Here is a 12,796-nt window from a genome sequence, read left to right on the forward strand (position 1 = left end):
AGAACAACACAGGTGCTCCAATGAAAAGAAGAAATTTCAGTCCTGAATTCAAACGAGAATCCGCTCAGCTGGTTGTCGATCAAAACTACACCGTCTCTGATGCTGCTAAAGCTATGGATGTCGGTCTTTCCACGATGACGAAATGGGTCAAGCAACTGCGCGAAGAGCGTCAGGGCAAAACGCCAAAAGCCTCCCCGATAACGCCGGAACAAATCGAAATACGTGAGTTAAAGAAAAAGCTACAACGCATTGAAATGAAAAGCAATATTCTAAAAAAGGCTACCGCGCTCTTGATGTCAGACTCCCTGAACAGTTCTCGATAATCGGGAAACTCAGGGCGCGTTATCCTGTGGCCACTCTCTGCCATGTATTCGGGGTTCATCGCAGCAGCTATAAATACTGGAAAAACCGTCCTGAAAAGCCAGACGGCAGACGCGCTGTATTACGCAGTCAGGTACTTGAACTACATGGCATCAGCCATGGCTCGGCCGGAGCAAGAAGCATCGCCACAATGGCAACCCAGAGAGGCTACCTGATGGGGCGCTGGCTTGCTGGCAGGCTCATGAAAGAGCTAGGGCTGGTCAGTTGCCAGCAGCCGACTCACCGGTATAAGCGCGGCGGTCATGAGCACGTTGCTATCCCGAATCATCTTGAGCGACAGTTCGCTGTAACGGAACCAAACCAGGTGTGGTGCGGTGATGTGACCTATATCTGGACGGGTAAGCGCTGGGCGTACCTCGCCGTAGTTCTCGACCTGTTCGCAAGAAAACCAGTGGGCTGGGCAATGTCGTTCTCACCGGACAGCAGACTCACCATGAAAGCACTGGAAATGGCGTGGGAAACGCGCGGTAAGCCCGTCGGGGTAATGTTCCACAGTGATCAGGGCAGTCATTATACGAGCAGGCAGTTCCGGCAGTTACTGTGGCGATACCGGATTAAGCAGAGTATGAGCCGGCGTGGAAACTGCTGGGATAACAGTCCAATGGAGCGCTTCTTCAGGAGTCTGAAGAACGAATGGGTGCCGGTGACAGGTTACGTAAGCTTCAGCGATGCAGATCACGCAATAACGGACTATATCGTTGGATATTACAGCGCACTCAGACCGCACGAATATAATGGTGGGTTACCACCAAACGAATCGGAAAACCGATACTGGAAAAACTCTAAAGTGGTGGCCAGTTTTTGTTGACCACTTCACTCCTAGTTAGTAAGTGCGTACCTAAGACGTATAATTGATTAACAAAAGCAGATAATAAACCCAACTTTGTATAAAATAATTAATAGACCTAATTAATCTTTTATACATTTCGAAAATGTTCTTTTTTTAATACTACATCACCTCCCTGAAACGCATCCATAAAGTCTGCATACCATTGCATCATCTCCCTTCTACCTTCTATATACTGGGCATGATTATAGGTTCCACGGATTGAGTTTTTATCTACGTGGGCTAGTTGTGTTTCGATCCATGCCGAGTTGAATCCCTGCTCATGCAAAATAGTACTCATAGTATGACGAAAACCATGCCCAGTTGCTCTCTTATCGTAGCCAATCCTCTTTATAACCATATTGATGCTAGCTTCACTCATCGCTTTGTTCACATCATTGCGACCTGCAAAAATGAGTTTGTAGTTTCCTGTTAGTACTTTCAATTGACGGAGTGCGCTCAAAGATTGAGCCGATAACGGGACAACATGAGGACGTTTCATTTTCATTCTAGTTTTGGGGATTTCCCAGATACGATTATCGAAGTCAATTTCACTCCATTCAGCCAGACGTAACTCTACTGTTCTCAAGCCTGTCAGAATGAGCAAACGGGTTGCCAGAAGAGTAATAAGACTACCAGAGTAGTTTGATAACTTTTGCAAAAAATCAGGCAGCTCAGCGGCTGTAAGGAAGGGATAGTGCTGTTTCTCATGGCCTTGCAAAGCGCTACCAAGATCAGCAGCAGGGTTGTATTCGGCACGACCTGTTACAATCGCGTAGCGAAAAACCTCATTACAACGCTGGCGTACTTTGCTTGCGAGCTCTGGCGCTCCTCGCTTTTCCATTCGTTGCAATACAGATAATAGCTCTAGGGGTTTAATTTCATTCACTGGCTGAGAGCCTAGAAAGGGAAAGATATTATTTTTAAAACCTCGGTTGACGTAATCTGCATAACTCTTTGACCAGCCAGATACTTTTGCGTTGTACCATTCGAGAGCTATTGCTTCAAATGTGTTGGTAACTGATAGCTTTTTGGCGAGCTGTGCGGCTTTTTTTACCTCCCCTGGATCCTTGTCATTTGCTAATACCTTTCTTGCTTCATCTCGTTTAGTTCGGGCTTCCGCAAGTGAGATGGTCGGGTAGGTTCCGAAAGAGAGCTTTTTCTCTTTCCCGCCAAATCGATACTTCATGCGCCAGTACTTTGAACCGTTAGTGTTGACCATAAGATAGAGCCCTCCGCCATCAGTGAGTTTGTAGGCTTTGTCTCTGGGTTTTGCAGTCTCGACTTGACGCGCATTTAAGGGCATTTTGGGGGCCTCATTTTACATTGAACAGGATAAGCCCCCGCTAAGGCCCCCAAACGTTTATTGATTCACGTTGAAATGGGTAGACATTAGTAGACATTGCGTAGCCAGAATAGAGAGCTTATCACTGATTATAAGGGGGTTTTATTGATTTTGGTAGATGTCAGAAGGGGTGCATATGGTGTCCCCTGCAGGAATCGAACCTGCAACTAGCCCTTAGGAGGGGCTCGTTATATCCATTTAACTAAGGGGACAAGGCGGCGGGATTATAGCGTTTTTTCCGCCGCCCGTTAAGCGCATTGCGATTAATTGCTTAATTTGCAGCCGTTTAGCCCTTTTTATCTGCTTCGGCCTTCGCTTTGGCTTTCTGTTCCTGGGTCATGTCGTTGCGAATCTGGGCGTGGCTTAGCAGGGCGAAGATAAAGGTGCCGCCGCAGATGTTGCCGGCGAGCGTCGGCAGCGCGAAGGGCCAGATGAACTCTTGCCAGGGCAGGGCGCCGCTGAAAATCAGATAGAAAATTTCCACACTGCCGACGACGATATGCGTGGTGTCCGCCAGTGCAATGAGCCAGGTCATCAGGATGATGACGATGACTTTCGCCGAACCAGCGGCCGGGAACATCCAGACCATTGTCGCCACCAGCCAGCCGGAAATAATCGCATTGGCGAACATCTCGCCAGGCGTATTCTCCATGACTTTCTGGCTGATGCTGTGAAACGCCTCACGAGTGGCGTCATCGAAAATCGGCATGATATTAAACGCCCAGGCGGCGATAGCGCCACCCAATAAATTACCTAATAACACCACGCCCCACAGGCGTAGCAATAGCGCAATATTACCGGCGCTGGGTTTATGCATAATCGGCAGCACGGCGGTAACGGTATTTTCCGTAAACAGCTGCTGACGGGCGAGAATGACGATAATAAAGCCGAAGGTGTAACCCAAATTCTCCAGCAGATAACCGCCGGGCAGGGCGCTGAGGTGAACATGAAAAATTCCCTTGGCCACCAGCGAAGCGCTAATTGATAAGCCGGCGGCAATCGCTGACCACAGTAGCGCCATGGCATCGCGCTCGAGCTCCTTTTCTCCCTCCTGGCGAATCACCTCATGGGTGGCCATTGCCTGCGAAGGCAGACGCTCCTCATCCACTTCTATTTTCTCGCCATGTTGCTTCTCTTCGCTTTCAACTTCGCGTTCATCGCTATCATGTGTGCCGGTGGCGCTATTTTGTCGGGTCATGGCTGCTCTCCCTTTGTATTTGTTACTAAGCGTAGAGAGAAATCAGCGCGGCGGCACAGGATATGCTCCTAAATTCAGCGCAATGGCAAGAATAGCAATACGAATATTGCAAAATATGTATAGAATCGGGAAGCTACATTGATGCCAAAGAAGGCTATGCTGAAAGCAGCTACCCAACGATAAAATGCTAATGGGGGCGCCGTCCCGGATGCCTCCAGCGATAGCCAGAATTAACAGGGAGAAACCTATGAATTATCGCCTGTCGGCGCTTGCGCTTGGCGCCACATTGCTGGTGGGATGCGCCAGTTCCAGCACTGACGATCGGTCGCAGGGGCGTTCAGATCCGCTTGAAGGGTTTAACCGTACCATGTTCAACTTCAACTTTAATGTGGTTGATCCTTATGTACTGCGCCCCGTTGCCGTCGCCTGGCGTGATTATGTGCCGCAACCGGCGCGTAATGGTTTAAGCAACTTCACCAGCAACCTTGAAGAACCGGCGGTAATGGTCAACTCCTTCCTGCAGGGCGATCCCTATAAAGGCATGGTGCATTTCACTCGCTTCTTCCTTAACACCATTCTTGGGATGGGCGGCTTGATCGACGTGGCCGGTATGGCGAACCCGCAGCTGCAGCGCGTTGAACCGCATCGTTTCGGTAGCACGCTGGGCCACTACGGCGTGGGCTACGGCCCGTACGTACAGTTACCGTTCTACGGCAGTTTCACCCTGCGTGATGAGGGCGGCGACATGGCCGATGGCCTGTATCCGGTACTCTCCTGGCTGACCTGGCCGATGTCTATCGGTAAATGGGCGGTAGAAGGGATTGAAACTCGCGCTCAGCTGCTGGATTCCGATGGCCTGCTGCGCCAGTCTTCCGATCCGTACATCTTGATGCGTGAAGCCTACTTCCAGCGGCACGATTTTATCGCTAACGGCGGTAAGCTGACGCCGGCAGACAACCCGAACGCGCAGGCGATTCAGGATGAGCTGAAAGATATCGATTCGCAGTAATCCACGCGATTCATAAAAGAAAAAGGGTGAACATGATGTTCACCCTTTTTTCATATCGTTTGCTTATCAGAAGCGGTAGTTGAAGTTCGCGCCGTACAGCCAGGCGGTACCTTCAGAACGGAAGGTGTAAGGACCTTCTTTAATTTCTACGTGCTGACCGTGCATGTAAGAAACGCCGACATCCACTGAAGCATCTTTATTGAACGCGTAGGTGGTACCGGCGCTCAGCCACAGGCGATCCTGATCCGGGATAGAGATGGAGCGGGTGCCAGCCGGAATCGGGCTATCATCGAAGGCGATACCGGTACGGAAGGTCCAGTTATCGTCATAGTAATAGGTGGTACCCAGCGCGATGCGATAAGCATCTTTAAAGCCTTCATCTTTATAGAACAGCGTCTGACCATTGCTGCCGGTGGCCTTCAGCTCCTGGAACTGGCTCCAGCTGGTGTAGGTCAGGCTATAGTGCACTGCCCACTGCGGCGCGACGCGGTTATAACCCGACAGCTCCCACATTTCTGGCAGATTGAGAGTCAGCGCGCCGTTAGTGGTACGGCCATCGGTACCGGCCGGTAGACCGAAGTTGCCGAGGATCTGGTTATACGCGGACGGCAGATCGCTCTTATAGTTGCCATCAAAGTCGATTTTAACTTCAGAGCGGTAGGTGAAACCGTAGCGGTTGTTTTTGTCCAGCTCATACAGGATACCGGCGTTCCAGCCGAAGCCCCATTCGTTGCCGTTCAAATGCGCAATCTGAGTGTCTGCAGGGATCTGGGAGACCCGGCCCGCTAGCGCTGGCGGCAGCTTGCCGGAACCGGCAACGATTTGTCCTAAATCACCTGCGTAGCGTTCGATTTTCGCTTTCGCATACACCGCATCAAACCCTAAGCCAAAGCTCCAGTTGCTGTTCAGGCGATAGGCGCCGCTTAAATTGAGGTTAACGGTGGTGAGATCGGTTTTGCCACCCATACTGCCGGCAGCATAGTCATCAGCAAACTCAGTCGCGAGACCATAGTTAGAGGTAATAGATGCACCCCAACCAAACTGCTCGTTTATTGGCGAAACAAAGTGGAAGTTTGGTACCCATGCAGTTGGGGCAATATTGTCTGCATTCAGACTTTTACCGGTAGGCGAGGTACCAGAAACATTAACGTCCGGGTCGACGAAGACGGCGCCTGCCGACATCGTCGGGCGGTCAAACATCATGATTAACGCGGGGTTACGGCTGGCGTTGCCCGCATCGTCAGCGATTGCCCCTTCACCGGAATAGGCACGACCAAGACCTGAAGAGGAGAATTCATTTAACTGGAATCCTGCGGACCAGGCTTGGGTTGAAACAAGTGCTACAGCCACTGCAAGGGCAGATTGGGTAAAGCGGGTTTTCTGGCTCATGCCCATAACCTCATTGAGTTATTTTTATTTAAACTATGTTACATGCCGTAACAGAAGCGCGAAGTGTAGGGTCTGCTTTACGACAGAGAAATCAGACCAGTGGCCTGAGTATAGGTCTGACCAGATGAGTTGTTGCAAGTTTGTTTATGAGATTTTTCAATTGTGATAACAGAAACGCGATCCAGCTGGCAAAATTGCCCCGGTGCGTCATGCCCAAAGTGGGGCATTTTTGTTTTGGATCATTTTTAAGTGTGATTTCTGTCACTTAACCGTTTTCTTGCTATTAACAACTGGAGGGCGGCCGGGGGCGGGCGTAAAATAGGCGCATTATTTGTCTGGCACCAAAGGTGCATATACAGAGGAAATCTACGATGAGTAAATGTAGCGCTGATGAAACCCCAGTTTGCTGCTGTATGGATGTTGGCACCATTGTGGACAACACCGACTGCACCGCCTCCTACAGCCGCGTGTTTGCCAACCGCGCAGAAGCGGAAGCGACGCTCGCCGCGCTGAGCGAAAAAGCCCGCAATGTTGAGTCTGAACCGTGCAAAATTAACTCGACGTTCACCGATGTTGACGGCGGCGTGCAGCTGAATATCGATTTTGTTTTTAGCTGCGAAGCGGAATCGCTGATCTTCCAGCTGGGGTTACGTTAATCCTCTCTCTTAACGCCTCTTTCCTGAGGCGTTATCTTTTCTATTCAATGTGTTTTGGCTCCCACTTTTTCTCTTCCCCGATTGGCTTAATGTAAAAAATTAGTTAAGACTAGTTATCAGGTCAGACCACTTGGTTTTATCGGTTAACAGGGGAGTGTTATGAGTCAGGCATTACCGCTTATCACCCGTCAGGGCGATCGCATTGCCATTGTCAGCGGTTTACGTACCCCATTTGCCCGTCAGGCGACGGCGTATCACGGCGTTCCGGCCGTTGATCTGGGTAAAATGGTCGTCGGCGAAATGCTGGCGCGCAGTGAAGTTCCCCCGGAAGTGATTGAACAGCTGGTCTTTGGCCAGGTTGTGCAGATGCCGGAAGCGCCTAATATTGCTCGTGAAATTGTGCTCGGTACCGGCATGAATGTGCATACCGACGCCTATAGTGTTAGTCGCGCCTGCGCCACCAGTTTTCAGGCGGTAGCCAATATTGCCGAAAGCCTGATGGCCGGCACGATCCGCGCGGGCATTGCCGGCGGCGCGGATTCCTCCTCCGTTCTCCCCATCGGCGTGAGTAAAAAACTGGCTCGCACCCTGGTGGATGCCAATAAAGCGCGTACCCTTGGTCAACGGCTAAAACTCTTTTCCCGCCTGCGCCTGCGCGATCTTTTACCGGTGCCGCCTGCTGTCGCGGAATACTCAACCGGCCTGCGGATGGGCGACACCGCTGAGCAGATGGCGAAAACCTGGGGCATCAGCCGTGAAGATCAGGACGCGCTGGCGCTGCGTTCGCATCAGCTTGCCGCCCGCGCCTGGGAAGAGGGCAAATTGGCCAGTGAAGTGATGACGGCCTATGTGCCGCCTTATCGCGAGCCGCTGGAACAGGACAACAATATTCGTAAAAATTCAACCCTCGCGGATTACCAGAAGTTACGTCCGGCGTTCGATCGCAAACACGGTAGCGTCACGGCGGCAAACAGTACGCCGCTCACCGACGGCGCCGCCGCGGTGATCATGATGACCGAATCCCGAGCCAAAGAGTTGGGGTTAACGCCGCTGGGCTATCTGCGTAGCTACGCTTTCACCGCTATTGATGTCTGGCAGGATATGCTGCTGGGCCCTGCGTGGGCGACGCCGCTGGCGCTCGACAGGGCCGGCATTACCCTTGCAGACCTCACGCTGATTGATATGCATGAGGCTTTCGCGGCGCAGACGTTGGCGAATTTACAATGTTTAGCCAGCAATCGTTTCGCCCGGGAAGTTCTGGGCCGCGCGCAGGCGACCGGGGAAGTCGATGCCAGCAAGTTCAATGTGCTGGGCGGCTCTATCGCCTACGGACACCCCTTTGCGGCGACCGGCGCGCGCATGATTACGCAGACCTTGCATGAACTCCGGCGCCGCGGCGGCGGATTTGGTCTGGTTACCGCCTGCGCGGCGGGGGGGTTAGGTTCCGCTATGGTTCTGGAGGTCGAATAATGGAAGCGGCAACAGCTTTTACGCTTGAAATTCGCCCGGATAACATCGCCGTTATTACCATAGACGCGCCCGGCGAAAAGATGAATACCCTGAAAGCCGAGTTCGGCGGCGAGGTACGGGCGATTATCCGTCAGCTCCGCGAGAATAAAACGCTGCGCGGCGCTGTATTTATCTCCGCTAAACCCGATAACTTTATCGCCGGCGCCGATATCAACATGATTGCTCGTTGTACCAGCGCCGCAGAGGCCGAAGCGCTGGCGCGTCAGGGTCAGCAGATCATGGCCGAGATCAACGCGCTTTCTATCCCGGTGATTGCCGCCATTCACGGCGCCTGCCTTGGCGGCGGCCTGGAGCTGGCGCTGGCCTGTCATGGGCGAGTCTGTAGCGATGATGATAAAACGCGGTTGGGATTGCCGGAAGTACAGCTGGGGTTGCTACCGGGATCGGGCGGCACTCAACGCCTGCCGCGGCTGATTGGCGTCAGTACGGCGCTCGAAATGATCCTCACCGGTAAACAATTGCGTCCGCGTCAGGCGCTGAAAGCCGGTCTGGTGGACGATGTTGTCCCGCAATCGATATTGCTACAGACCGCGGTTGAGTTGGCGCTACAGGGCCGGCCGGCGAGCCGAACAGTACCGGCGCGCGAACGGGTGCTTGCCGGGCCTCTGGGCCGTCAGCTGCTGTTCCGCATGGCGGCAAAAAAGACCCGGCAAAAAACGCAGGGTAATTACCCGGCGGCAGAGCGTATTTTACAGGTGATAGAAAACGGACTGGCGCACGGCTGCAGCAGCGGTTATGCAGAAGAGGCGCGGGCGTTTGGCGAACTGGCGATGACGCCGCAATCGCAAGCGTTACGCTCTATTTTCTTTGCCAGTACCGATCTGAAAAAAGATCGTGGCGCCGAGGCTGACCCTGCTGCACTTAAAAGCATTGGCGTGCTAGGCGGTGGTTTAATGGGAGGCGGTATTGCTTACGTCACCGCTTGTAAAGGCGGTCTGCCGGTACGCATAAAAGACATTCAGGCGAAAGGCATCAATCATGCGCTGAAGTACAGCTGGGATCTGCTGGATAAGCAGGTGCGTCGCCGCTATCTGCGCGCCAGTGAACGCGATCGTCAGCTGGCGCTGATTTCCGGGGCCACAGATTATCATGGCTTTGCCCATCGCGATGTGGTGATCGAAGCGGTGTTTGAGGATCTGGCGCTCAAGCAGCGGATGGTGGGCGAGATCGAACAATACTGCGGGCCGCAGACGATCTTTGCCTCTAACACCTCATCGCTACCGATCGGCGAGATCGCCGCTCAGGCCGCCCGGCCGGAGAAGGTCATCGGTTTGCATTTTTTCAGCCCGGTCGAAAAAATGCCGCTGGTTGAGGTTATCCCGCACGCAACGACCGATGAGCAAACTATCGCCACGGTGGTCAAGCTCGCGAAGCTGCAGGGGAAAACGCCAATCGTGGTCGCGGATCGCGCCGGTTTTTATGTTAACCGTATTCTGGCGCCCTATATCAATGAAGCCATGCGCCTGCTGCTGGAAGGCGAGCCGGTCGAACATATTGATAATGCATTGGTTAAATTTGGTTTCCCGGTCGGACCTATTCAGTTGCTGGATGAAGTCGGCATTGATACCGGCACTAAGATTATCCCGGTACTGGAGACCGCTTTTGGTGAACGTTTTAGCCCGCCTGCAAATATCATTGACGCGATTTTGAAGGACGATCGCAAAGGGAGAAAAAATAATCGCGGTTTCTATCTTTATGAGACAAAAAGGCGTAAAAGCAAAAAACGGGCTGACCCGGCTATTTACCCATTATTGGCAGTAGCCAGTCCGCAGGCGCGTTTGTCTGCTCAGCAGGTTGCTGAACGCTGCGTGATGATGATGCTCAACGAAGCGGCGCGCTGTTTTGATGAACAGATCGTGCGCAGCGCGCGCGATGGCGACATCGGCGCCGTCTTTGGTATAGGTTTTCCGCCGTTTCTCGGCGGCCCGTTCCGCTATATGGATAGCCTCGGCGCGGGTGAAGTCGCCGCAATCTTGCAGCGTCTGGCCGCACAGTACGGCCCTCGTTTTTCTCCGTGCGACACCTTATTGCGCATGGCCGAGCAGGGGGCGACCTTTTGGCCCACTGGTGAACGGACGACCTAAGTTGTGGTCAAAAGAAGGTAAATCCAACGTTGGCTGGCGCTGTTGATTGGCTGTTTTGTAAACAAATATTGACTATACTTACGCCATTGAGGTAAAAAACAGCGTTTCATTCGTTGGATGGATCAGGCACAATGCCCGGCCACCGGGTCGCCTACGTATTGTTTACGCAGAGCGAGTTGCGGTGATTCTGGTTAACAAAAGCGGTGCAATATGCAAGTTTTTATCATGCGTCACGGCGACGCTGCCCTCGATGCAGCCAGTGACTCCGTTCGTCCCTTAACCGTTTGCGGTTGTGACGAATCTCGTCAGATGGCAACCTGGCTGAAAGGTCAAAAAGTGGATATTGAGCGGGTGCTTGTCAGCCCTTACCTGCGTGCAGAGCAAACTCTGGACATAGTAGGGGAGTGCATGAACCTGCCGAAAGATGTCGACGTGATGCCGGAACTCACGCCATGCGGCGATGTAGGGATGGTCAGCGCTTATCTTCAGGCGCTGGCAAATGAAGGCGTGAAAACGGCGCTGGTCGTTTCACACCTGCCGCTGGTGGGGTACCTCGTCTCAGAGCTGTGCCCGGGGGAAACGCCCCCGATGTTTACGACCTCAGCCATTGCCTGCGTCACCCTCGACGCCGACGGCAAGGGCGAATTCACCTGGCAGATGAGCCCCTGCAATTTGAGAATGGCGAAAGCAATCTAAGGCTTTCCCCCCGGAGCTTCCGTTTACGGAAGCTCCGGCGGCAACCACTCTTCAACTTCAATCAGTACCAATAGCGCGGCATCGCCGCCGTACTCTTTTGGTGCCTGATGGAACGCCATAATATGCGGATGTTGCGCCAGCCACAGCGGCGTTTGCTGCTTGAGGATATGTTTGCCGTGCCCGTGCATCACGCAGGCGCAGAAGACGTGTTCGCGGCGGCAGGCGGCAATCAGCGCGCCGAGTTCTTGTTTCGCCTGCTGTTGGGTTAAACCGTGCAGATCGAGAAACAGCTCCGGCGAATAGTCGCCGCGGCGCAGTTTTTTCAGCTCAAAATGGCTGACATCCGCGCGCACGTACTTCATCGCGCCTTCCGTATTGAGCAACGGCTGAAATTCGTCGGAAAAATAGTGGCTGTTATCCACCTGTTCCTGCAGCAATCGCTTGGGCGGTACCTCGCTGAGTTTCTTGCGCTGCGGGCGGTGTACGATGGTGTCCTGTTTAATTTGCCGGGTGCCGGTCATTAGCTGGCGGAACAGCGCCTGATCCTCCGCGCTTAGCGGTGTTTTCTTTTTCATTGCCCAATCTCACTATTTCTTTTCGGTAGTTTACCCGACTCGCCCGCGCTTCAGGCAAGGAAAACCTATTTTTCCCCACTCCTGCTGCGCAAGAATGCTGATTTATCGCCGCCGTCGTGGCAAACTAGCCGCCGAATTTATAGCAGAGCGTGCCCTGGAGGATTGCGTGGATAAAATTTTTGTTGATGAAGCGGTCAATGAGCTGCAGACCATTCAGGACATGCTGCGTTGGGCGGTAAGTCGTTTTAGCGCCGCCAACATCTGGTACGGTCATGGTACCGATAACCCGTGGGATGAGGCCGTACAGCTGGTATTACCCTCACTGTACCTGCCGTTAGATATACCGGAAGATATGCGCGCCGCGCGCCTGACCTCCAGCGAAAAACATCGTATCGTCGAGCGCGTGATTCGCCGCGTCAACGAACGTATTCCCGTCGCTTACCTGACCAACAAAGCGTGGTTCTGCGGCCATGAATTCTATGTCGATGAGCGCGTGCTGGTACCGCGTTCGCCGATTGGCGAACTGATCAATAACCAGTTCGCCGGGCTGATAAACCATAAACCGCAACATATTCTCGATATGTGTACCGGTAGCGCCTGCATTGCTATCGCCTGCGCCTATGCCTTCCCGGAAGCCGAAGTCGACGCTGTCGATATCTCCCCGGACGCGCTGGCCGTTGCCGAACATAACGTTGAAGAGCATGGCCTGATTAACCAGGTTACGCCGATCCGCTCCGATCTGTTCCGCGATCTGCCGAAGCTGCAGTACGATCTGATCGTGACCAATCCGCCGTACGTTGATGAAGAAGATATGGCTGACCTGCCGGACGAGTATGAGCATGAGCCGGTGCTGGGTCTGGCTTCCGGCAGCGATGGTCTGAAGCTGACGCGCCGCATTCTTGGCTGCGCGCCGGATTACCTCAACGACGACGGTATTCTGATTTGTGAAGTCGGTAACAGCATGGTACATCTGATGGAGCAGTACCCGGACGTGCCGTTCACCTGGCTTGAGTTTGATAACGGCGGTGATGGCGTCTTTATGCTGACTAAACAGCAGCTCATTGACGCGCGCGCGCATTTCGGCATTTATAAAGACTAAAAAAACAA

11 protein-coding genes and 1 tRNA gene are annotated in these 12,796 nt (G+C 53.1%); 7 read left to right on the forward strand and 5 right to left on the reverse strand.

The features are described from left to right. Positions 1-20: 20 nt before the first annotated feature. Positions 21-1,189, forward strand: a protein-coding gene (locus tag PGS10_RS16155) for an IS3 family transposase (RefSeq protein ID WP_316423250.1) whose coding sequence is annotated in 2 segments (ribosomal slippage) — positions 21-270 and positions 270-1,189 — 1,170 coding nt in all. Because the reading frame shifts where the segments join, the coding sequence is not laid out codon by codon here. 109 nt (positions 1,190-1,298) lie between these two features. Here the strand turns inward: PGS10_RS16155 and PGS10_RS16160 are convergent. From PGS10_RS16160 to PGS10_RS16170, 3 genes are all read right to left on the reverse strand, one after another. Continuing rightward, positions 1,299-2,513, reverse strand: coding sequence for a tyrosine-type recombinase/integrase (locus tag PGS10_RS16160; protein WP_113374305.1), 1,215 nt, complete (start codon positions 2,511-2,513; stop codon positions 1,299-1,301). A gap of 176 nt (positions 2,514-2,689) precedes the next feature. Further along, positions 2,690-2,764: transfer RNA gene (locus tag PGS10_RS16165), tRNA-Arg, on the reverse strand. Positions 2,765-2,838: 74 nt separating this feature from the next. After that, positions 2,839-3,750, reverse strand: coding sequence for a formate/nitrite transporter family protein (locus tag PGS10_RS16170; RefSeq protein ID WP_045391527.1), 912 nt, complete (start codon positions 3,748-3,750; stop codon positions 2,839-2,841). A gap of 247 nt (positions 3,751-3,997) precedes the next feature. Here PGS10_RS16170 and mlaA point away from each other — a divergent pair, with 247 nt between their 5' ends. Continuing rightward, complete coding sequence (mlaA, locus tag PGS10_RS16175) at positions 3,998-4,759, forward strand: phospholipid-binding lipoprotein MlaA (RefSeq protein ID WP_045376992.1); 762 nt, start codon at positions 3,998-4,000, stop codon at positions 4,757-4,759. 66 nt (positions 4,760-4,825) lie between these two features. Here mlaA and fadL read toward each other — a convergent pair whose 3' ends face one another. Next, on the reverse strand, positions 4,826-6,148 hold the full coding sequence (gene fadL, locus PGS10_RS16180) for a long-chain fatty acid transporter FadL (protein WP_045391524.1): 1,323 nt from the start codon (positions 6,146-6,148) through the stop codon (positions 4,826-4,828). A 371-nt stretch (positions 6,149-6,519) separates the two neighbouring features. On the opposite strand from fadL, the gene PGS10_RS16185 reads away from it, so the two are divergent. The 4 genes from PGS10_RS16185 to sixA all read left to right on the forward strand — a co-directional run bounded on the left by PGS10_RS16185 (position 6,520) and on the right by sixA (position 11,114). Continuing rightward, positions 6,520-6,804, forward strand: a complete 285-nt coding sequence (locus tag PGS10_RS16185; RefSeq protein ID WP_015706185.1) for a YfcZ/YiiS family protein — start codon at positions 6,520-6,522, stop codon at positions 6,802-6,804. Positions 6,805-6,963: 159 nt separating this feature from the next. Next, the gene (gene fadI / locus PGS10_RS16190; RefSeq protein ID WP_047078314.1) at positions 6,964-8,274 is read left to right on the forward strand and encodes an acetyl-CoA C-acyltransferase FadI; all 1,311 of its coding nucleotides are present in this window, start codon (positions 6,964-6,966) and stop codon (positions 8,272-8,274) included. After that, on the forward strand, positions 8,274-10,418 hold the full coding sequence (gene fadJ, locus PGS10_RS16195; protein ID WP_316423251.1) for a fatty acid oxidation complex subunit alpha FadJ: 2,145 nt from the start codon (positions 8,274-8,276) through the stop codon (positions 10,416-10,418). The genes fadI and fadJ overlap by 1 nt, the downstream gene beginning before the upstream one ends. Before the next feature lie 210 nt (positions 10,419-10,628). Further along, the gene (gene sixA, locus PGS10_RS16200; protein WP_045391518.1) at positions 10,629-11,114 is read left to right on the forward strand and encodes a phosphohistidine phosphatase SixA; all 486 of its coding nucleotides are present in this window, start codon (positions 10,629-10,631) and stop codon (positions 11,112-11,114) included. Positions 11,115-11,137: 23 nt separating this feature from the next. Here the strand turns inward: sixA and smrB are convergent, their stop codons facing one another. After that, positions 11,138-11,689 (reverse strand): endonuclease SmrB, encoded by a 552-nt coding sequence (gene smrB / locus PGS10_RS16205; protein ID WP_045391516.1) that lies wholly within the window; start codon positions 11,687-11,689, stop codon positions 11,138-11,140. A 166-nt stretch (positions 11,690-11,855) separates the two neighbouring features. Here smrB and prmB point away from each other — a divergent pair, with 166 nt between their 5' ends. Continuing rightward, positions 11,856-12,788 carry a 50S ribosomal protein L3 N(5)-glutamine methyltransferase gene (gene prmB, locus PGS10_RS16210; protein WP_047043358.1) on the forward strand — a complete coding sequence of 311 codons (933 nt, stop codon included), beginning with the start codon at positions 11,856-11,858 and terminating at the stop codon, positions 12,786-12,788. The last annotated feature ends 8 nt before the right edge of the window (positions 12,789-12,796 follow it).

Source organism: Klebsiella sp. 141153, assembly GCF_032601995.1.
Lineage (GTDB): Bacteria > Pseudomonadota > Gammaproteobacteria > Enterobacterales > Enterobacteriaceae > Klebsiella > Klebsiella aerogenes.